The following is a 20,886-nucleotide window of genomic DNA, read 5'->3' as shown; positions in this document are numbered from 1 at the left end:
CTGCCGCCTTGGGAAATCAGTCCCCAAAGCCCGGCAGGCGAGCGCGGCCCGGGCTTAGCGCGATTGCCGCAACGGGCGGGCGTTTGTCGTCGGTCTTGACCAGCACGCGGCCGCCGACCGCAGCGTCGGCCATCGCCAGCCCTTCACGCGTGATCGAGAAGCCGGCGGCGCCCGCCTCCAGCATCACCGGATCGCCGCGGCGGATCACCAGTTCAGGCTTGGCCGCGACCGGCGTGGGCGCGGCGGCGACTGCGGTTGGTGCGACCTTGGGCAGCGCGTTGATCGCGACGAAGACGCGCCATTGCTGCGGCCCCTGGCACCGGATCACCACTGCATCCTCTGCCGGCGAGCGCCAGCTGAGCTGCGGCGTGTCGCAGGCCGCGAGCTTGAGGCGTTTGTCCACGGCAGCGCGCGCGCCGCCTTCGGCCCCGATCGGGGCACCAGCAAAGCGTTCGACCAGCTGGTCGAGCGTCTCGGTCGACTGGAACGCGGCAGGGCCGGACAGGGCGATCAGGAGTGCGATCATTGCGGATCTCCAGCTTGGATTTCGGGATCGCCGGCAAAGCCGACGGACAGGGTCACGGTGCGGCTGGTGCCGGGCGCGACGCGAAGAATCAGGCGCGACGGTGCGACCGCGCCTTGTGCGACCAAGGCAGCGGCGACTGCGCGCGCGCGATCGGCGGCGAGGATGGCGGCGCTGCCGGTGCGCGGATCGACATCGCCGGTCGGCGCGGTCGATCCGGTGATGGTGATGACCGTCCGTTTGTCGCGCGCGGCGTCGCGTGCCCAGGCGATCGTCGCGGTCAGGTCAGCCTGGGCACTGCCGGGGGCATAGCCCTCGACCCGCGCACGGGCGACCGCCATCGGGTCGATCGGAGCGGGCGCTTCGACCCCGAACCCGCTGCGCAGGCCGGCGAGCAAGCGGGTGCGGTCCACCTCACGGTGTGCCTGCAGCAGGACGAAGAAGCCGACAAGCAACAGCGCGAGATCGGCGAGCGTGATCAGCCACACCGAGCGCGCAGGGGCAATGTCGTCCCAGCTGTCAGGGGAGAGCGCTGCACTCATGCCGCCATCTCACGCTTGCGCGCGCGTTCGAGCGTGGCGAGGCGCGCCATCGGGGCTGCGACCCGCAGCCGCTCGGTCGCCTCGACCCGCGCGAGGCGCTTGAGCCGTGCAACAATCGGCATCGCGACCAGATTGGCGAGCAGCGCGCCATAGAGGGTGGCGAGCAGCGCCACCGCCATCGCCGCGCCGATCCGGTCGGGGTTATCCATCGCCGCGAACATGCGGACCAGGCCCAGGATGGTGCCGATCAGGCCCATGGCGGGCGCAGCCTCGGCCACACCGCTCCACAGCTCGATCACCGCGCGATGCCGTTCGGCACGCGATGCGGCGCGGTCGCGGACGATCGCCTCGATCTCGGAAGGGCTCGCGCCATCGACTGCCGCCGCGACCGCTGCGGCCATATCGGGGTCGTCGATCACCGAGCGGTCGAGCGCGATCAGCCCGTGGCGACGCGCGATCTTTTCCAGCGACGCGGCCTGCGCGATCAGCGGCGCGGCGTCAAACGGGCGGCGCAGCAAGGTCTTGAGCGCGACCAGCCCACGCCCGACATCCGACAGCCGGTGGCGCAGCAGCACACTGGCGGCCGTCCCGCCCAGCACGATGGCGAGCGCCAGCGGGTCGAGCAGCACGGATGCATCGAGCGGAGCCAGCGCGGCGAGATCGGCGGGTGGGGCACTATTCATGCGCGACCTCTTTGCAAGCGCCGGGCCAAATGGCGCGCGCCGCTGGAAAGCCCGGCAGGTGCGGCGACAACCGGCAAAAGCGGCAAATCCGCTGCCGCCGCCCGGCAAACGCTTGCCGCCCGCACCGGCCAAAGCGGCAATTGCGGCGATTGCGGCGCACTCCCCACAAACTGGCACGCCCATTGCTAGGAACTGCCCGAACACAGGCATGAGGACCGTTTTCATGGGTAGCAACAGTCTCTTCGGGGTGCACGGCGCTGCGCTCGAGGTGCGTTCGCAGCGCATGGGCGTGCTCGCGTCGAACATCGCGAACGCATCGACCCCTGGCTACAAGGCCAAGGACATCGACTTCCGCGCCGCGCTCGACGCGATCGAAACGCCGGGCATGGCCGGGGCCGATCCGATCAGCGGCGCGACGAAGTTCCGCGTGCCGCTGCAGCCCAGCCTCGACGGCAACACCGTCGAGCTGGCCACCGAACAGACCGCCTTTGCCGAGAATGCCGTCGCCTATCAGACGACGCTCGCGTTCCTCAACGGCCGCATCGACACGCTCAAGCGCGCGCTGAAGGGAGAATAAGAATGTCCGACCAGCCGCTCTCCATCTTCCAGGTCGCGGGTCGCGCCATGTCGGCGCAGCTCGTGCGGATGAACACCACCGCGTCGAACCTCGCCAATGTCGGGCAGGTCGCGTCCAATCCGGGCGAAGCCTATCGCACGATGAAGCCGGTGTTCCGCACTCATTTCGATGCGGCGAGCGGCATGTCGACGGTCGATGTCGAAAGCGTCGTCGCGGCCGGCGAAGCGCCGACCAAGCGCTACGACCCCGGCAACCCGATGGCCGACGCGGACGGCAATATCTGGGAAAGCGCGGTCGATGAAACCCGCGAGCTGGTCGACATGATGGAGACCGCCCGCACCTATCAGAACAATGTCGAAGTGATGCAGACGGCAAAGACGCTGATCACCCAGACGCTCAACCTGGGACGCAGCTGATGACCGCTTTTGACACGACGCTGAGCAACCTTGGCATCGCCCGCACCGGCACGACCAGCCAGACGAACACCAGTTCGCTGGGATCGTCGGCGATGGACCAGTCCGATTTCCTGACGCTGATGACCGCGCAGATGAAGAATCAGGACCCGTTCGAGCCGGTCGATAACACCCAGATGGTGGCGCAGATGGCGCAATTCTCGTCGCTCGCCGGGATCAGCGAGATGAACACGACGCTGCAGGCGATTGCTGCGAAGCTCGGTTCGACCTCGACCACCGATCTCGTGTCATGGGTCGGCCGCACCGTGCTGACGCAGGGCGATGTCGCCTATCCGCGCACCGACGGGTCGCTTGGCGGGATGATCGAGCTGGGCGCAGCCGCAGCCGAGGTCAATGTCGTGATCGAGGGGCCGAATGGCGAGATCCTCAAGAACGTCTCGCTCGGCGCCGCGCCGGCCGGCCGCACCGAATTCGAATGGGACGGCACCACCGACACCGGCGAGCCGGCGGGCGATGGCCCCTTCACCATCCGCGTTGCCGCGCGCGATTCCAATGGCGCCGCCGTTGCCGCCCAACCGCTCGTCTGGGCCCCGGTGACTGCGGTCGCGATGGGCAGCGACGGCAACCCGGTCCTTACCCTGCCTGGCATCGGCCAGGTGTCCACCACCGCTGTCCGCCAGATCGGCTGAGTCCAAACAGGAGCCTATTTCGATGTCCTTCTACACCTCGCTCTCGGGTCTTCAGGCGGCGCAGACCGACATGTCGACCATCTCGCACAACCTGTCGAACGTCTCGACCAACGGCTTCAAGAAGAGCCGCACCGAATTCGCCGACGTCATCGCATCAAGCGTGTCGCTCAATCCCAATCAGATGATCGGGTCGGGTACCGTGGTGAAGGCGATCCGCCAGCAATTCGGCCAGGGCGGGATGCAGCAATCGGCATCGAGCCTCGACATCGCGATCGAAGGCGACGGCTTTTTCGCAGTCAAGCCGAGCCTCGATTCGGCGGGCGTCAACTTCACCCGCAACGGCAGCTTTCTGGTCGACAGCGACCGCTATGTCACCGACTCGCAGGGCGGCTATCTTCAGGTCTATCCGGTCGACGGATCGGGCGCAGTGGTCGCGACGGGCTTGGGTTCGACCGTGAACCTGCGCCTTCCGCAGACCAGCGGCGTGCCCGAGGCGACCGAGAATGTCGCGCTGTCGATCAACCTGTCGGCCTATTCGTCGGTGCCGTCGGAAGCGTCACGGTTCAGCGAGGACACGCCCTATGCGTTCGACCGCTTCGATCCGGGCACCTACAACAACTCGACCCAGACGACGATCTATGACGCCAGCGGCAACCCGCTGACGATGACCAGCTATTTCGTGCGCGAGACGACCGAGGCGCCGACCACCTGGTCGGTGTACAGCTTTGTCGGCGATCGTCAGCTCGGCACCGACGCAGCAAACCCGCAGCCGGTGACGCTGACCTTCGATGCCAGCGGCGCGCTGACCAGCCCAACCGCGCCGACGCAGTTTGCGCCGTTCACGGTCGGATCGAGCACGAGCGAGCAAAGCATCGCGCTCGATTTCGGCAGCGCGACGACCCAGCTCGGTGCGCCGTTCAGCATCAACGGACGCAGCCAGGACGGCAAGGCGGTCGGCCAGCTCGACGGCGTCACGGTGGGCGAGGACGGCATCGTCCGCGCCAGCTTCTCCAACGGCGACAGCCTCGCGCTGGGCAAGATGGCGCTCGCCAACTTCTCCAACCCGTCGGGACTGCGTCAGCTTGGCAACTCGACCTGGGCGGCGACCGGCCTGTCGGGCGAACCGCGGCTGGGCGAACCGGGGGTCAACGGCTTTGGCGGGCTGATGTCAGGCGCGGTGGAGCGGTCGAATGTCGACATTACCGAAGAACTGGTCGGGCTGATCGCGGCGCAGCGCAACTTCCAGGCGAACGCCAAGGCGCTCGATACCGCGAGCCAGATCTCGCAGACCATCTTCAACATCCGCAGCTGATTTCAGTAGGTTAGGAGGCATTCGCGATGGATAGGCTCGTCTACACCGCACTGTCCGGCCTCAAGGGCCAGATGAACGCGCAGGCGACGATCGCGAACAACATCGCGAACGCCTCAACGGTCGGATACCGCGCCGACCGCGTCAATTTCGAACGCCTGCTGGTGCAGGGCGACGGCCATGACAGCCGCCAGCCCAGCGCTGAAACGGTGGTCGACATGGACCGGCGCGCGGGTGCGATCACCCAGACCGGCCGCGGGCTGGACGTCGCGATCACCGGCGAAGGCTGGCTCGCGGTTCAGGCCGCCGATGGCAGCGAAGCCTATACACGGCGCGGCGACCTTCGGGTTGCGCCGAGTGGCGTCTTGGAAACCGGCGACGGTTTCCCGGTGATGGGGTCGGGGGGCCCCATCACCGTGCCGCCGCACGACAAGATCATGATCGCCACCGATGGCTCGCTGTCGATCGTCCCGCCGGGGGCCGATCCCGCGCAGCCGCCGCAGATCATCGATCAGCTCAAGCTGGTCAGCGATTCCGGCAGCACCACCGTCAAGGGACTGGACAATCTGCTCCATGTCCGCGGCGGCGGCGCGCTGCCGCAGGACATGGACGCGACGGTGATGTCCGGCGCGCTCGAAGGATCGAACGTGAATCTGACGCAGGCGCTGGTCGACATGATCGAGAACCAGCGCAGCTACGAGGTGCAGGCGAACCTGCTCCGCGAAGCCAAGTCGATGGACGAGAGCGCCGCATCGCTGATGCGCGTCAGCTAAGAATTTTAGGGAAGGACCAGAATCATGGGTTCCGCAGCAATGCACATCGCGCGCACCGGGCTTGATGCCCAGGACATGCGCATGCGGGTGATCTCGAACAACCTCGCGAACGTGAATACCACCGGGTACAAGCGCGACCGGGCGAGCTTCGAGGCCTTGGCCTATCAGGTCGTGACCGCGCCGGGTGCCGCGAGCACCGCCGAGACGCGCTACGCCACCGGCACCAATCTTGGCACCGGCGTGCGCATCCAGGGCACTGCCCGGATCGACACCCAGGGTGCGATGCAGACCACCGGCAATGCGCTCGACATGGCGCTCGACGGCAATGGTTATTTCCAGGTGCAGATGCCCGGCGGCCAGTTGGGGTACACCCGCGCAGGCAATTTCGCGCGCTCGCCCGAAGGCATGCTGGTGACCAGCGAGGGCTATCAGGTGATGCCCGGCATCACGGTTCCCGATGGCGCAACCTCGATCACTGTCGGGTCCGACGGCACGGTCAGCGCGACCATTTCGGGCCAGACCGAGGCGAGCCAGATCGGCCAGATCCAGATCGCCGCCTTCCCCAACAGCGCGGGACTGCAGGCGATCGGCGACAATTACCTCGTCGAGACCGCAGCGAGCGGCGCGGTCAACCTGGGCATCGCCGGGCAGGACGGGCGCGGCAACATCCGTCAGGGCATGCTCGAAGGATCGAACGTCAATGTCGTCGAAGAGCTGGTCGACATGATCGAGACCCAGCGCGCCTATGAGGTCAATTCCAAGATGATCTCGGCGAGTGACGAGATGCTCCAGTACATCAACCAGAATGTTTGAGGGCCACGCGATGCGCACTTTCTCCGCCCTCGCCGCTCTCACCGCCTGCGCATTCGCCGCGCAGCCGGTCGACGCGAAGCTGTTCGGCAAGAAGCAGCCGGCGGAGGACTTCACCGTCACCCTGCCCGCTCCGGTCGCGCCGCCACCCGCCGCCAATGGCTCGATCTTTCAGGCCAGCGAAGGCTATGCCGCGCTCCACGAAGGCACGCGCGCGCGCCGCGTCGGCGATCCGGTGACGATCGTGCTGGTCGAGAGGACCAGTGCATCCAAGTCGGCGGGCACCAATCTCGACAGCGGCGGCGGCTTTTCGATCACGCCGCCGACGACCGGCGCGCTCAACCTGTTCAACCAGACCGATGCGAGCATCAGCGGCAAGCGCGGGTTCAAGGGCAGCGGCGCGGCCGACCAGTCGAACGCGCTGTCGGGTGAGATCAGCGTCACCGTCGCCGCCGTGCTGCCCAACGGAACGATGCTGGTGCAGGGTCAAAAGCGCGTCACGCTCAACCGCGGCGACGAGTTCATCCAGATCAAGGGGATCATCCGCCCCACCGATATCGATGCGAACAACCGCATCGCGTCGACCCGCGTGGCCGATGCCCGCATCGCCTATACCGGCAAGGGCGATGTCGCCCGCGCCGCCCGACAGGGGTGGTTCAGCCGCTTCTTCCAGATGATCAGCCCGTTCTGAGGATAGCATCGATGATCCGCTTTCTCCTCGCTTTTGTTGGCGCTGCGCTGAGCCGCCGCACCGGCCCGCACCCCCACCCGGCCACCCATAGGGTAGCTTGGCTGGGTGGCCGGGTAGGGGTGCGGGCCGGTGCGGCACTTCTCGCATTTGGCGCCACCCTGATCCTCGCCCAGCCCGTCGCGGCGGAGCGGATCAAGGATCTCGGCAATTTTCAGGGCATCCGCACCAACCAGCTGACCGGATACGGCATCGTCGTCGGTCTGCCGGGCACGGGTGACGACAATCTGGAATATACGGTCCAGTCGATGAAGGGGGTCACCGCCCGCTTCGGCCTCTCGCTGCCGCCCGGGGTCAACCCGGCGCTCAAGAATGCCGCCGTCGTGCTGGTCACCGCCGAGCTGCCCGCGTTCGCCAAGCCGGGGCAGAAGCTCGACATTACCGTATCGTCGATGGGCAAGGCCAAGTCGCTGCGCGGCGGCACGCTGGTGCTGACCCCGATGATGGGTGCGGATGGACAGATTTACGCGATGGCGCAGGGCAACCTTGCCGTCGGCGGCCTGGGTGCCGAGGGCGCTGACGGGTCGAAGATCGTCGTCAACATCCCCTCGTCCGGCCGCATCCCTGAGGGTGCAACGGTCGAGCGTGCGGTCGAGACCGGCTTCGCCACTGCTCCGACGCTGACCTACAATCTCGCGCGTGCCGATTTCACTACCGCGCAGCGCGTCGCCGATGCGATCAACGGCCGCTATGGCTTTGGCACCGCGCGCGCGATCGACGCCGTGTCGGTCGCCGTCACCGCGCCACAGGGCGCCGGCGTCCGCGCGCAGATCATGAGCGAGATCGAAAACCTCAACGTCGAATCCGCCGAGGCTGCGGCCAAGGTAATCGTTAACGCGCGCACCGGCACCGTGGTCATCAACTCGGCCGTTCGGGTCAGCCCCGCTGCGGTAACACATGGTAAACTTACCGTTCGTATTGATGAATCCCAGCGGGTCGTACAGCCGCTGCCGTTCAGCGAGGGCGAGACCCGGGTCGAACAGCAGAGCGGCGTCGGCGTGGAGGAGGAGAAGCGGCCGATGTTCCTGATGGATCCGGGTCCCAAGCTGGCGGATGTGGTCAAGGCCGTGAACGCGATCGGCGCGTCGCCGGCCGATCTGGTCGCGATCCTCGAAGCACTGAAGCAGGCCGGCGCGCTCAAGGCGGAGCTGATCGTCCTGTGACCCAGCCGATCGCCCCTGCATCGCTGAAGCTCACGGGCAGTGTCTCGACGGACACCGCGCGTCTGGGGACGCGCGACAATCTCGACCAGGCGGGCGAGAAGTTCGAGGCGATCTTCACCAAGATGATGCTGGGCGCGATGCGCAAGGCAAAGCTGGCCGACAGCCTGTTCGAAAGCCAGGCGCTTGACCAGTTCCGCGACATGCAGGACCAGAAGCTCGCCGAGAATATGGCCGCGCACACGCCGATGGGAATCGGCAAGGCAATGACCGAATTCCTCGCCAAGGCCGGCAGCGTCGCCGCGACTCCGGTCGCAGACGTCGACAAAGGTGAAACGCCATGACCGACATGCTCTCGATCGGCGCAAGCGGGGTGCGCGCCTACCAGACCGCGCTGACCACGACGTCGGAGAATATCGCCAACGCCGGGACCGACGGCTATTCGCGCCGCATCGCATCGACGCGCGAAGTCGCAGCGCCGGGCGACGCATCAGGCCGGACGCTCAACGGCCTTGGCGTGACGGTCAGCGGCGTGACCCGCACCGGCAGCGACCTGCGCAATGCCGAAGTGCGCTCCGCCGGATCCGACCTCGCCCGCAGTGAGGCCGGGGTCGTGTGGCTCGGCCGCGTCGAAAGCGCGCTGACCACCAACAAGCTCGACGAGCGGATGACGGCATTCTTCAACGCCGCCACCGCCCTCGCCGCCGACCCTTCGGCGAGTGCGCCGCGTGCGACCTTCCTTCAGGCTGCAGCAACGCTGGCGCACAGCTTCACCGCGACCGCGACCGCGATCGAGGGCGGCCTCGCCGACCTCGACGGCACCGCCGATGCCGCGGTCAACGATCTCAATTCACTCACTGCGGGCCTCGCCAAAGTGAACAGCGCGCTCGGCCGCACGGCACAGAACAGCAGCGGACAGGCCGCGTTGCTCGACGAGCGCGACCGGCTGCTCGATTCGATGGCGGCGCTGACCGATGTGTCCGCCAGCTTCGACGCTGTGGGCCGCGCCACGGTGCGCGCCGGAGGCGGCGGGCCATTGCTGGTGCAGGGCGATCAGGCGGCGATCGCCACCTATGCCCGCAGCGAAGGCGCGGTGTCGTTCGCCGTCTATGGCATCGAGGGATCGCAGGCGCTCTCGCCCAGCGGCGGTGCGCTTGCGGGCCTGGCCGAGGGTGCGACACGGCTCGCCGATGCGAAAGCCGCGCTCGACACGCTCGCGACGGATTTCGCCGATGGCGTGAACGCGGTGCAGGCGAGCGGCGATGACCTGAACGGCACGACCGGTTCGGCGATGTTCGCCGCGACCGGCGCGCGCGACTTCCAGCTGGTCCTGACCGATCCGCGCGGCATCGCTGCCGCGGCGACGGGCGGTGGCGAGCGCGACAATGGCAACCTGACCGCGCTTGCAACGCTGCGCCGCGACGAGGGCTTTGAAAGTCAGGTCACGACGCTGACCACCGGCAATGCCAGCGCGCTCGCGGGCCGCCGCGCGATTGCCGAGGTCCAGTCGACGATCCGCAGCAACGCGGTCGCGGCGCGCGATTCGGTGTCCGGCGTCAATGTGGATGAGGAGGCGGTCGACCTGATCCGCTTCCAGCAGGCCTATCAAGCGTCGAGCCGGGTGATCCAGGTCGCCCGCGAAACGCTCCAGACCCTCTTCGACATCCGGTGATCCCCATGCGCGTGACGACCAGCCAGAGCTATGATCGCCCCTCGCTGATGATGGCGAGCCTGAATAGTCAGGCCGACCGGCTGCAGACACAGGTGGCGACGGGCAAGAAGATTCTCGCCCCATCCGACGGCGCGTCGGGGTGGCAGCAGCTGTCGGGCCTCAAGCGCGCCGATGCCGACGACGGCGCCTATGGTGCCAATATCAAGGCGGCACAGGCGCTGCTCGGCGCGACCGACACCGCGCTCGATCAGGTCGAAACCCAGCTTCAGCGCGCCCGCACGCTTGCGGTGCAGGCCGGCAGCGAGACGCTCAGCGCCGAGGGCCGCGCGGCGATCAAGGTCGAGATCGAGGCGATCCTCGACGACCTGGTCGGCGTCGCCAACAGCACCGACACCCGCGGCCACCCGCTGTTCGGCGGCTCGTCGGGCACGACCGCCTTCACCCGTCAGGACGATGGCAGCATCGCCTGGACCGGCGGCGGCGAACCCGCCGCGATCCCGATCGGAGACGGCGAGTCGATCGCCGCCACCACCAGCGGCGCGCGCGCGTTCGGCGGTATCGCCGGATCGGATGGCGCGACCGACATGTTCCAGATTCTTTCCGCCTTCGCCGCGGCTCTCGGGCCGGACGGAGCGGAGGGCGGCGTCGATACCGCGATGAGCGACCTCGACGCCGCCCTCGACCAGCTCGGCGCGACCCGCGCCTCGGTCGGCGCGCGCGCCTTCCGCCTCGATCTGGAGGCAGATCGGCTGGGCGAGGCAGAGATCACGCGCGAAGCGGTGCGCACCGGCATCGAAGATGCCGACACCGCAACCTCGATCGCGGAGCTGCAAAAGACACTGACCATCCTTCAGGCGACACAGGCCAGCTTCACCAAGCTCACCAGCCTGTCGTTGTTCGATTATCTGCGCTGAGCCCTCAAGTTCAGGGTGAATCGGTCGTTAGACATGTTTGAATAGGCCGCCCGTTCCGGCGGCTCCGATGACTTCGGGGGAAGATCGCGCTCATGTTTCCAGCAATCGGCTTCGTCGTCCTGATCGCGATGGTGTTCGGCGGCTTCGCGCTGACCGGCGGCGCGCTCGGACCCGTGCTGCACGCGCTCCCGCACGAGATGCTGATCATCGGCGGTGCTGCGGTCGGCGCGCTGATCATCGGCAATTCGGGCCGTGAGCTCAAGGCACTGGGCGGCGGCTTCGTGAAGGTGCTCAAGGGGCCGAAATACAAGAAGCAGGATTATCTCGACGTCATCTTCCTGGTCAGCAAGCTGATGAAGCTGTTGCGGATCGACGGCCCGATCGCGCTCGAGCCGCATGTCGAAGACCCCAAATCATCCGCGATCTTCGCCGAATATCCCCGGCTGCTCGCCGATCATTCGCTGACCAATCTGATCGCCGACACGCTGCGGCTGGTCGTCGTTTCGTCCGGCACGCTCGACGTCCACGCGGTGGAAGAGGTGATGGATAACGCGATCAAGACCCACCATCACGAGGTCGCCGAGCCGCAACACGCGCTTCAGAACCTCGCCGACGCGCTGCCTGCTCTCGGCATCGTCGCGGCGGTGCTGGGCGTGGTCAAGACGATGGGATCGATCGACAAGCCGCCCAGCGTGCTCGGCGCGATGATCGGGTCGGCACTGGTCGGCACGTTCCTGGGCGTGCTGCTGGCCTATGGCCTGGTCGGTCCGCTCGCCGGGCGGCTGAAGCAGATCATCGATGCCGACGCGGCGATCTATCACACGGTCAAGCAGATCATCATCGCCTCGCTCCACGGCCACCCACAGCCTTTGGTGATCGAAGCCGCGCGCAGCGGCATTGCCCACCACAACCAGCCCGGCTTCGCCGAGGTGTTCGACGGATTGCGCGGGAGGTAACCCGTGACGGCCAGAGCTCCCCACGCGGCCAAGCAGCCGCCCAAGATCGTCGTCAAGAAGATCTACATTGGCGGCGAAGGCGGCCATCATGGCGGCGCGTGGAAAGTCGCCTATGCCGATTTCGTGACGGCGATGATGGCGTTCTTCCTGCTGATGTGGCTGCTCGGCGCGACCAATGAAAAACAGCGCAAGGCGCTGGCCGATTATTTCGCGCCCACGCTGATCGAGTTCAAGCAGAACAGTGCCGGGTCCAACGGACTGATGGGCGGCGACGCGATTCAGGGCAAGGACAATTACCCGACCAACGCCAAGCAGACCGGCACGCGGTCTATGACGATTCCCGCCGGCGCGACCGGCGGCGACCGGGTCGGCACCGGCGAGAAGGGCAGCCTCAAGAACAAGGAGGCGATGGCCGCCGCCGATCGCAAGGGCTTCGCCAAGATGAAGAGCGAGATCGAGCGCAAGATGAAGGCCAACGGCCTCACGCGCCTCGGCAAGCAGGTGCGGTTCGTGCCGACGCGGGAGGGAATGCGGATCGACCTGATGGACGATGCCGATTATTCCATGTTCGCGCTCGGCACGACCAGCTTCGTCCCCGACGCGGCGGCGCTGGTGAAGCTGGTCGCGCAATCGATCGCGGATTCGGACAATCCGCTGATGATCCGCGGGCATACCGACAGCCTGCGCTATGGCGACCCGACCAACATGAACAACTGGATGCTGTCGAGCGCCCGGTCGGAGGAGACGCGCCGCCGGCTGGTCGCCGCGGGCGTACCCGAGTCACGCTTCGAGCGGATCGAAGGCGTCGCCGATCGCGAGCCGATGATCGCCGCCGACCCCGCCGACCCGCGCAACCGCCGCGTCGCGATCACCCTGCTCTATCGCAAGAGCAAGCTGGATAAGTAATTCCTCCCCGGAACGGGGAGGATCAGAAAAACAGCTTCCGGACGCTGATCCGCACCGTGCGCCCGACCGGGTCCAGCAGCGTTGGCTGATAGCTGTACGGCGTCCCGCCCGTCGCGTTGGTCACCTGCAGCCGGCTGTCGAACACATTGTCGACCGACAGCACCACCCGCGTCCCCACCAGCCAGCGATTGTCGCGCACGAATTTGAACTGCGGGCCAAGGTTGGCGAACAGCCGCACCCCGACCGTGGTGAAGTCATCGAACCGCAGCTGACCCGCACCGGTCGTGCCGCCATCGACCCGCGTCGCGCTCTGCCAGTCGGCGTTGAGGCGCAGGCCGATCCCGTCGCGGACCACGCCGGCGCGCACCTCGACCTGATGGCGCGGCGAGCCACCCCGGCTGCCCGTCGCCGAGCCGTCGAGCAGGTCGAGCGCGGGAAGGCCGTCGCGAATCTCGATCCGGTCGGTCAGCGCGACGGTGTGGAACACGCCGAACTGCAGCCGTCCGCCGCCGCCCGGCCCCCCGGGACCGCCTCCGCCAAAGCCACCGGGTCCGCCCGGGCCGCGACCACCGCCAAAGCCGGGACCGCCGCCGGGGCCGCGCTGGCCGCCGGGACCCTGCGCGCCCTCGCCGCGCGGGCGCTCACCGCCGGGCGGCGGCGGGACGGCACCGCCCTCGCCTGCCTGCCCCTGCTGCGCCTGACGTGCGGCGATCATCGCCTCACGCCGCGCGCGAAACTCTTCGGCGGCCTTGCGCGCCAGCGGCGAGGCGATCGGTGCGGAGAAGTTGATCCCCCAGCGGATCTGCTCACGCTCGCTGCGCGCGAAATTGACCGGGCGGTTGTCGATGCGAATCAGGCGACCGCTGCCGTCCCGCACGAAGCGGTCGGGGAACGCCGCCTCGATCTCCGCCGTCGCGGTCGGGAACGACGCGATCGGGTCACGGACAATGCTCTTGGTATAATCGACGTTGAAGCTCAGATCGATCTTCTGCACCGGCTGATAGTTCAGCCCCAGCTTCATCACGCTGCGATTGTCCGCCGACAGGCCCGGATTGCCACCGTCGCGCCGCGTAATATCGACGCTCTCGCCCCGGACGAAATCGAACACGCGGACATTGGGCGTGTCGAGCACCGGGTTGCCGAGCTGCTGCGCAGAGGGCGCGCCCTCTTCCTCGGTGAATGAGGCGAGCATGCGCAGCCCGTCGACAGGCGACCAGTTGGCGCCATAGCCATAGGTGAACAACGTGCCGAAGTCGGACAGCTGTTCGACCTCCGCATTGGCGTTGAGCGACAGATTGCCGATCGGGCTCAGCACATCCTTGTTGCGGCTGGCGATGGGCAGATCGATGTTGCCGCGCGCACTGCCGCTGGTGCGGCCGATATCGGTCGCGACATATTGCCCGGCACGCCGCGATTGCGCGTCGAGGTCGCTGGTCCGCCCGGACAGCCGCAGGCTCGTGTTGATCGCGCCTGCGGGCAGCTCGGCGAGCGGGCCGTTGACCAGCCCGTCGATCGATCCGACATTCGACACCGACTGCGCCCAATCGGTCAGGCCCGTGTCGCGATCGGTCAGCGTGCGGCTTTCGATCCGGTCCCAATTGCCGGTCAGCGACCAGCGCCATTTGGTCGAGATGTCGCCGTTGAACGACACGCCGCCCTGCAGCGTGTTGGTTTCACTGCTCCGCTCGAGCGGGTCGGTGCGGCCGGTGGGCAGGCCGAGCAGCGAGTCGCTCCAATTCTGTTCCATCCGCAGGTTCGCGGTGGCGACGGTCTTGCCGATGTTGCGGCTGAGCACCCCGTTCATCGTCAAATTCTGCGTTTCGGGGCGCAGCGAGCGGAACTGCGTGTCCGGGCGCGGGAACGCCGGGTCCGGAATGATGTCGCGCTCGCTCTCCAGCAGCGTCGAATCGCGCTCATATTCGAGGTCGAGGTTGATGCGGCCATTGGGGTTGAGGCGGAGCATGCTGAGCTCGACATCCTGCCCGGCGGTGCCGCCGCCGGTCGCGGCGCTGCCATCGAGTTCGACCGTGAACGAACGGAAGCGGCGCCGCAGCACGATGTTCACAACGCGCTGATCGGCACGATAGCCAAGCTTGAGCGCGGCCTCTTCCGGAAGAATATCGATCCGCTCGATCGCCTCGGGCGGAATATCGCGAATCTCGCCAAAGCCGGAAATGCGGCGCCCGCTGAGCAACAGTACCGGCGCACCACCGCCGCGCCCGCGCCCGCTGCGCGTCTGCGGTTCCAGCTCGGTCAGCAGTTCGGCGAGCGATCCGACACCATAAGCGCGGATGTCGGCGGGGTTGAGCACCAGCTCGGGCTTGACGTCGCCGGGCACCGATCCGCGCGGCGCGCTGCCGGTGATGACCACTTCCTCGACATCATCGCCCATTGCCGAGCCGCCGGGGGCGCTGGGTTCAGGCTCCTGCTCGGCTTGCTGCGGTGTCGCGGAGGGAGCCGACGATCCGGTCTGATCCGCGGCCATCGCCACAGGCGACACCGTCGTCATCAACACTGCCGTCATCCAGGCCGCTTGCCGCATCCAACTACTCCAGAACCAATGAAACCCGCCGGACGATGGCCCGGCGGCTGCGCACTAGCCGCGCTTTGTCGCAAAATTGTGCCACTGCGAAGGCGAAGTTGGAGTTGAATTCAGCTGCGCTGAATTGCGGCACCGGCCCGCTCCCCCACCCGGCCACCCAGCGACAGTGTATTCTATGGGTGGCCGGGTGGGGGAGCGGGCCGGTGCCGTACCCCGACGCTAATCGAACCGCGCCTTTGGGATTTGCGAAACGCGGCAGGCAAGGTCAGCCTCGCCGCTCGCGACGATATAGGTGTCGCCGGCATCGGCGATCCCGGTGGTGAACACGACCGGCGCGGGCAGATAGCGGCGCTCGCCGATGCCATCGGTCAGCGCAGGCAGCTCCTCCAGCAACGGCGCGCCATCCTCCTGTCGCAGCACGACCGAGGGATCGTCGCGGTCCAGCAGAGCCCAGAAGGTGCGATAGGCGCCGATCGCCGCGCGCTGTTCAACCCCATGATAGAGCATCAGCCATCCCTGCGGCGTCAGCACCGGCGGCGTGCCCCCGCCCATCCGCGTATTCGTGCTGGTCCGGCGCCGCGCGCGCAGGCCCGGCGCATCGAGCGGCTTCCAGTGCAGCGCATCGGGCGACTGGGCGAGCTGGATCGCAGGCCCGCCCGCATAGGGGCTGTCGGGTGGCGGCGCGAACCACGCTTCGCCGAGCGGGCGGGTCAGCGCCATGAACTTGCCGCCAACCTTGCCCTCGAACAGGCACATGTCCTTGTTCTGGTGGTCGAGGACGATCCCCTCACAGCGATAGTCGAGCCCGTTCACCGAGCGATAGAGCGCGGTGCATTGTCGCTCGTCCGACACCGCGCACACCGTCATGTACCACGCCCCGCCGATCAGGCTGATCCGCGCATCCTCGATCCCCAGCCCCATGAACGACGCCGAGGGTTCGATCGCCTTGTCGTAATGCACCTTCACGACGCTGCGTCCGTCGCCCGAAATCTCGACCGGCAACAGCCACGACAGCGAGGTCAGGCCGGACAGGCGTGGGCCAGGCCCGCGCAGGCGAAAGGTGCGTGGATCGTCCATCTCGATCCCGTCGAGTGGATAGCGATCGAGAACATATCCATCCGGCGTCCAGCGAATCGCGCGGGCATGGCCGTCGACCACCGGCTGCGTCAACGCCTCGGCCACGCGCACCATCAGCAACAGATTGCCGCCGGGCAGCCGGGTCAGGCCGGGGTTGAACGCGCCGAGGACATAGGTGCCGGCATCGAGCGACCGCCGCAGCGGCGAGCGCGTCAGGTCGACATCGTCAGGCGTGAAGATCAGCGTGTCGTCGATCATGCCTACGACCCTTTGTACCCCGCCCAGCGCCAAGCGCGCCGGGCCTTACTCGGTTCCCGGCATATCCTGCATCCCGGCATGGTGGCGAATCACTTCATCGATGATGAAGCGCAGGAATTTCTCCGAAAATTCGGGGTCGAGATCAGCTTCGGCCGCCAGGTCACGCAGCCGCGCGATCTGGCGCTCCTCGCGTGCCGGGTCGGCGGGGGGCAGGTTGGTCTCGGCCTTGAACCGGCCGACCGCCTGGGTGATCTGAAACCGTTCGGCGAGCAGGAAGACCAGCGCCGCGTCGATCCGGTCGATGCTCTGGCGATAGCGTTGCAGCGTTTCGTCGCTCATGTTCCTGCCCTTTGGTTGCCAAATCCGCCGCTACGGCGCCTTCTTGCCGCGCTTTCCTCCCCACGCAACCCTCAACGCTTGCCTTTACGGCAACTTGCCGCCATCGCGTCGCCATGAGCGCGACCATCCATCGCATCGGCCGCAGCGCCGAACCCTCGCTCGAGCCGATGATCGCGCTGGTTGCGGGTGACATGAACCATGTCAATTCGGTGATCCTCGACCGCATGCAGTCGCAGATCCCGTTGATCCCGGAACTTGCGGGGCACCTGATCGCGGGCGGCGGCAAGCGCATGCGCCCGATGCTGACGTTGGCGAGCGCACGCCTGCTCGATTATCCCGGCAACCGGCACTACCGCCTCGCCGCCGCGGTGGAGTTCATCCACACCGCGACGCTGCTTCATGACGATGTCGTCGATGGCAGCGATATGCGGCGCGGCAAGCGCACCGCCAACCTCATCTGGGGCAATCCGGCGAGCGTACTGGTCGGCGACTTCCTGTTCAGCCGCAGCTTCGAACTGATGGTCGAGGATGGCAGCCTCAAGGTGCTGAAGATTCTGTCCAACGCCAGCGCGGTGATCGCGGAGGGCGAGGTCAACCAGCTCACCGCCGCACGCCGGATCGACCTGGACGAGGGGCGTTATCTCGACATTATCGGTGCCAAGACCGCAGCTTTGTTCGCCGCCGCATGTCGCATCGCCGCCGTGGTCGCGGAGCGGAGCGAAGCGGACGAGGCTGCGCTCGACGCTTATGGCCGCAATCTCGGCATCGCGTTCCAGCTGGTCGACGATGCGATCGACTATGTTTCCGACGCCGGGACGATGGGCAAGGACGCGGGAGACGATTTTCGCGAGGGCAAGATGACCCTGCCCGTCATCCTCGCTTATGCGCGCGGCAACGACGAAGAGCGGGCATTCTGGCGCGAGGCGGTGCTGGGTCGCCGCAACGACGACAACGACTTCGCGCATGCGATCGAACTGGTCCGGTCCAGCCGCGCGGTCGACGACACGCTCGCCCGCGCGCGCCATTATGGCCAGCGCGCGATCGATGCGATCGGCGGCTTTCCCGCCAGCGCGGCGAAGGACGCAATGATCGAAGCGGTCGAGTTCGCGGTGGCGCGGGCGTATTAGTCGCTGATCCAGCTTCGCTGGATCAGGTTCGATACCGGCCCGCTCCCCCACCCGGCCACCCTGGCGTCGGATGGTCGGGTGCGGAGCGAACCGGTACCGAGCGCTTACTCCTCGACCGGCTCGTCCGCGTCGTCATCGACGCCAAGCGCGTCTTCCTCGTCCGTATCCAGCGCTTCACCGATCGCGTCGGCGATCAGGTCGAGCTGCTCGAAGCTCGCGGTCAGCTCGATCGTCTCGCCATCCTCATCCTCGAAATTGAGCAGATAATCGCCCTTGCCGTCCGCTGCGACCGTGAAGCTCGAAACCGTGCGTGCCATGCTGTGTCTCCTTTTCCATCCGCCGCAACGCGCGCCACGCGATCCAGTGCCATCGCGGCTTCAAGCATCGCGTCGAATTGCGTAGGGCGGGGCGGTGAGCGACCTGCCGATCCATGCCGTCCTGCCCGATTTGCTCGCCGCCTTGCGTGGCGGCAGCAACGCCGTGCTGGTCGCGCCGCCGGGGGCGGGCAAGACCACGGCAGTCGCCCCCGCGCTGCTGAGTGAGCCTTGGTGCGACGGGGAAATCCTGCTGCTGTCCCCTCGCCGCCTGGCCGCGCGCGCCGCCGCCGAGCGGATGGCGGCGCTGGCGAGCAAGAAGGTCGGCGGTATCTTTGGCTATGCCACGCGGATGGACACGCGGCGGTCGGCGGCGACGCGGGTGACGGTCGTGACCGAGGGAATTTTCGTCAACCGCATCCAGGCCGATCCCGAACTGGCCGGGGTCAGCGCGGTGCTGTTCGACGAGGTGCATGAGCGCAGCCTCGACAGCGATTTTGGATTGGCGCTGGCGCTGGATGCGCAGGGGGCATTGCGGCCGGACCTCAGGTTGGTCGCGATGTCGGCAACGCTGGACGGTGCGCGGTTCTCGGCGCTCATGGACGGCGCGCCGGTGATCGAGAGCGAAGGGCGCGGCTATCCGCTGGAGCTGCGCCATCTCGGCCGCCCGGCCGAGGCGCGGATCGACGAACCGGTCGCCGCAGCGATCCGCCAGGCGCTGCGCGAGGCGGAGGGCGGCATCCTCGCCTTCCTGCCCGGTGTCGCCGAGATCGAGCGCACCGCCGATCGGCTGGGCGAGGTGCCCGGTGCGGTGGTTCACAAGCTGCACGGCAGCCTCGACCCCGGTGCGCAGCGCGCCGCCATCGGCCCCGATCCGACCGGCCGGCGCAAGATCGTGCTGGCGACGTCGATCGCCGAAACCTCGCTGACGCTCGACGGCATCCGGGTGGTGGTCGATTCGGGACTCGCGCGCCGCCCACGCTACGATCGGGCGGCGGGGATGACGCGGCTCGTCACCGAACGCGCGAGCCAGGCTTCGGCAACACAGCGCGCGGGCCGCGCCGCGCGGCAGGGGCGGGGCACCGCCTATCGTCTGTGGGAAGCGGCGGCGACGGCGGGACTGCCGCCATACGATCCACCCGAGATACTCGAGGCCGACCTGTCGGCGCTGACGCTCGACTGCGCGCTATGGGGCGTTGCCGATCCGCGCGATTTGCGCTGGCTCGATCCGCCGCCGGCCGCTGCGGTGGCCGAGGCGCGGGCGCGGTTGACGACCCTCGACGCACTCGATTCCGATGGCCGCCCGACCGCACATGGCAAGGCGATTGCCGCACTCCCGCTCCCGCCCCGGCTCGGGCATATGCTGGTGCGCGCGGGCGAGATGGGCATGGCGACCACCGCTGCACGAGTCGCCGTACTGCTCGGCGAGCGCGGACTGGGCGGGAACGACGCCGATCTCGAATCGCGGATGCGCCGCTGGCGTGGCGAACGGGGACAGCGCGCGGAAGGGGCGTGGAAACTGGCCGAGCGCTGGGCCAAGCTCGCTCCGACAGCGCCCGCCAGCACCGAGCCCGGCGCCGAACAGGTCGCCCTGTGCATCGCGCTCGCCTTTCCCGATCGCATCGCGCGTCGCCGCGACGCTAGCGGGGAGACCTGGGCATCAGCGGGCGGGCGCGGGTTCAAGCTCGATCCGACCAGCGCGCTCGCACGCAATGAATGGCTCGCGGTCGCAGAGACACAGGGGATGGCTGCAGGCGCACGAATCCTCTCCGCCGCTCCGCTCGACGCGGCGCAGATCGACAGCCTGTTCGCCGATCGCATCGAAACGCGCCGCCATGTCCGCTTCGACCCCGCGACCGGCCGGGTCGAAGCGACCCGCGAACGGCGGCTGGGTGCGATTCGCCTGTCCTCCGGTCCCGACAGCGCCGCGGACCCGGATGAGATCGCCACCGCGCTGCTGAAAGGTGTGCGCGCGCATGGCGTGGCGCTGCTGCCCTGGCCCGACACCGCACAGGCGCTGCGGACGCGCGCGGCTTATGCCGGGCTGGACGCGCTGTCGGACGCCGCGCTGATCGCCAATCTCGACGACTGGCTGCCCCCGCTGCTCGCGGGCAAGCGCCGCCTCGACGCGATTTCAGGCGAAGGGCTGACGCAAGCGTTGCAGAACCGGCTCGGCTGGGAGGGGCAGAAGAGCCTCGACCGCCTTGCCCCCGCGCGGCTGGAGACCCCCGCCGGGTCGAGCCATGCGATCGACTATGCCGCAGAAGGCGGGCCGAGCGTCGAGGTGCGGGTGCAGGCGTTGTTCGGCCTGGCCGCCCATCCGATGCTGGGCGATGGCACGCCGTTGGTGCTGTCGCTTACTTCCCCTGCCGGGCGACCGATCCAGACGACACGCGATCTGCCCGGGTTCTGGAAGGGCAGTTGGGCCGATGTCGCCAAGGAAATGCGCGGCCGCTACCCCCGCCACCCCTGGCCCGACGATCCCGCCGCCGCCAATGCAACGCTGCGCACAAAAAATGCGGATGCGCGGCGCGGAAGATCGGGTTAAAGGGGC

Annotated in this window: 22 protein-coding genes; 15 read left to right on the top strand and 7 right to left on the bottom strand. The window is 67.7% G+C overall.

Translation table 11 applies throughout. From position 1 onward, the window contains the following. Positions 1-16: 16 nt before the first annotated feature. Genes K9B35_RS11520 through K9B35_RS11510 form a run of 3 tightly spaced genes read right to left on the bottom strand, consistent with a single transcriptional unit; the run spans position 17 to position 1,748 of the window. On the bottom strand, positions 17-526 hold the full coding sequence (locus K9B35_RS11520; protein WP_224921984.1) for a flagella basal body P-ring formation protein FlgA: 510 nt from the start codon (positions 524-526) through the stop codon (positions 17-19). After that, positions 523-1,065 (bottom strand): OmpA family protein, encoded by a 543-nt coding sequence (locus K9B35_RS11515; protein ID WP_224921983.1) that lies wholly within the window; start codon positions 1,063-1,065, stop codon positions 523-525. Before K9B35_RS11515 ends, K9B35_RS11520 begins: the two co-directional genes overlap by 4 nt. Next, a complete protein-coding gene (locus K9B35_RS11510) occupies positions 1,062-1,748 on the bottom strand; it encodes a motility protein A (protein WP_224921982.1) in 687 nt (228 codons plus the stop codon). Before K9B35_RS11510 ends, K9B35_RS11515 begins: the two co-directional genes overlap by 4 nt. Positions 1,749-1,971: 223 nt before the next feature. Here K9B35_RS11510 and flgB point away from each other — a divergent pair, with 223 nt between their 5' ends. The 13 genes from flgB (at position 1,972) to K9B35_RS11445 (ending at position 12,675) form a co-directional block, all read left to right on the top strand. Beyond that, complete coding sequence (flgB, locus tag K9B35_RS11505) at positions 1,972-2,325, top strand: flagellar basal body rod protein FlgB (RefSeq protein WP_224922239.1); 354 nt, start codon at positions 1,972-1,974, stop codon at positions 2,323-2,325. A 2-nt stretch (positions 2,326-2,327) separates the two neighbouring features. After that, positions 2,328-2,741, top strand: a complete 414-nt coding sequence (flgC, locus tag K9B35_RS11500) for a flagellar basal body rod protein FlgC (RefSeq protein WP_224921981.1) — start codon at positions 2,328-2,330, stop codon at positions 2,739-2,741. After that, positions 2,741-3,427, top strand: a complete 687-nt coding sequence (locus tag K9B35_RS11495; protein ID WP_224921980.1) for a flagellar hook assembly protein FlgD — start codon at positions 2,741-2,743, stop codon at positions 3,425-3,427. Before flgC ends, K9B35_RS11495 begins: the two co-directional genes overlap by 1 nt. A 22-nt stretch (positions 3,428-3,449) precedes the next feature. Beyond that, the gene (locus K9B35_RS11490) at positions 3,450-4,739 is read left to right on the top strand and encodes a flagellar hook protein FlgE (protein WP_224921979.1); all 1,290 of its coding nucleotides are present in this window, start codon (positions 3,450-3,452) and stop codon (positions 4,737-4,739) included. A gap of 26 nt (positions 4,740-4,765) precedes the next feature. Then, a complete protein-coding gene (flgF, locus tag K9B35_RS11485) occupies positions 4,766-5,509 on the top strand; it encodes a flagellar basal-body rod protein FlgF (RefSeq protein ID WP_224921978.1) in 744 nt (247 codons plus the stop codon). Positions 5,510-5,533: 24 nt separating this feature from the next. Further along, on the top strand, positions 5,534-6,322 hold the full coding sequence (flgG, locus tag K9B35_RS11480; RefSeq protein ID WP_224921977.1) for a flagellar basal-body rod protein FlgG: 789 nt from the start codon (positions 5,534-5,536) through the stop codon (positions 6,320-6,322). Between the two features lie 10 nt (positions 6,323-6,332). After that, complete coding sequence (locus K9B35_RS11475; RefSeq protein ID WP_224921976.1) at positions 6,333-7,010, top strand: flagellar basal body L-ring protein FlgH; 678 nt, start codon at positions 6,333-6,335, stop codon at positions 7,008-7,010. Between the two features lie 11 nt (positions 7,011-7,021). Next, the gene (locus K9B35_RS11470) at positions 7,022-8,230 is read left to right on the top strand and encodes a flagellar basal body P-ring protein FlgI (RefSeq protein ID WP_224921975.1); all 1,209 of its coding nucleotides are present in this window, start codon (positions 7,022-7,024) and stop codon (positions 8,228-8,230) included. After that, entirely contained in the window at positions 8,227-8,571 is a 345-nt protein-coding gene (locus tag K9B35_RS11465) for a rod-binding protein (RefSeq protein WP_224921974.1), read from the top strand. The genes K9B35_RS11470 and K9B35_RS11465 overlap by 4 nt, the downstream gene beginning before the upstream one ends. Beyond that, positions 8,568-9,899 carry a flagellar hook-associated protein FlgK gene (gene flgK / locus K9B35_RS11460; protein ID WP_224921973.1) on the top strand — a complete coding sequence of 444 codons (1,332 nt, stop codon included), beginning with the start codon at positions 8,568-8,570 and terminating at the stop codon, positions 9,897-9,899. Before K9B35_RS11465 ends, flgK begins: the two co-directional genes overlap by 4 nt. Positions 9,900-9,904: 5 nt before the next feature. Further along, positions 9,905-10,813 (top strand): flagellar hook-associated protein FlgL, encoded by a 909-nt coding sequence (gene flgL, locus K9B35_RS11455; protein WP_224921972.1) that lies wholly within the window; start codon positions 9,905-9,907, stop codon positions 10,811-10,813. A 92-nt stretch (positions 10,814-10,905) separates the two neighbouring features. Then, on the top strand, positions 10,906-11,769 hold the full coding sequence (motA, locus tag K9B35_RS11450; RefSeq protein WP_224921971.1) for a flagellar motor stator protein MotA: 864 nt from the start codon (positions 10,906-10,908) through the stop codon (positions 11,767-11,769). 3 nt (positions 11,770-11,772) lie between these two features. Then, complete coding sequence (locus K9B35_RS11445; protein ID WP_224921970.1) at positions 11,773-12,675, top strand: flagellar motor protein MotB; 903 nt, start codon at positions 11,773-11,775, stop codon at positions 12,673-12,675. A gap of 22 nt (positions 12,676-12,697) precedes the next feature. Here K9B35_RS11445 and K9B35_RS11440 read toward each other — a convergent pair whose 3' ends face one another. The 3 genes from K9B35_RS11440 to K9B35_RS11430 form a co-directional block, all read right to left on the bottom strand. Next, positions 12,698-15,217: a TonB-dependent receptor gene (locus tag K9B35_RS11440; RefSeq protein WP_224921969.1), complete on the bottom strand. Its 2,520-nt coding sequence runs from the start codon at positions 15,215-15,217 to the stop codon at positions 12,698-12,700. Between the two features lie 219 nt (positions 15,218-15,436). Beyond that, positions 15,437-16,552: a glycosidase gene (locus K9B35_RS11435; RefSeq protein WP_224921968.1), complete on the bottom strand. Its 1,116-nt coding sequence runs from the start codon at positions 16,550-16,552 to the stop codon at positions 15,437-15,439. 45 nt (positions 16,553-16,597) lie between these two features. Next, entirely contained in the window at positions 16,598-16,891 is a 294-nt protein-coding gene (locus K9B35_RS11430) for a chorismate mutase (RefSeq protein WP_224921967.1), read from the bottom strand. Positions 16,892-17,004: 113 nt separating this feature from the next. On the opposite strand from K9B35_RS11430, the gene K9B35_RS11425 reads away from it, so the two are divergent. Beyond that, positions 17,005-18,018, top strand: coding sequence for a polyprenyl synthetase family protein (locus tag K9B35_RS11425; RefSeq protein WP_224921966.1), 1,014 nt, complete (start codon positions 17,005-17,007; stop codon positions 18,016-18,018). Positions 18,019-18,122: 104 nt separating this feature from the next. Here K9B35_RS11425 and K9B35_RS11420 read toward each other — a convergent pair whose 3' ends face one another. Beyond that, complete coding sequence (locus K9B35_RS11420; protein WP_224921965.1) at positions 18,123-18,335, bottom strand: hypothetical protein; 213 nt, start codon at positions 18,333-18,335, stop codon at positions 18,123-18,125. A gap of 94 nt (positions 18,336-18,429) precedes the next feature. On the opposite strand from K9B35_RS11420, the gene hrpB reads away from it, so the two are divergent. Then, positions 18,430-20,880: an ATP-dependent helicase HrpB gene (gene hrpB / locus K9B35_RS11415; protein ID WP_224921964.1), complete on the top strand. Its 2,451-nt coding sequence runs from the start codon at positions 18,430-18,432 to the stop codon at positions 20,878-20,880. Positions 20,881-20,886 lie beyond the last annotated feature (6 nt).

Origin of the sequence: Sphingomonas sp. R647 (genome assembly GCF_020177055.1) — a bacterium.
In the GTDB taxonomy this organism is placed as follows: Bacteria; Pseudomonadota; Alphaproteobacteria; order Sphingomonadales; family Sphingomonadaceae; genus Sphingomonas.
The sequence above is the reverse complement of the archived record's forward strand: the minus strand, read 5'-3'. Positions and strand labels throughout refer to the sequence as shown.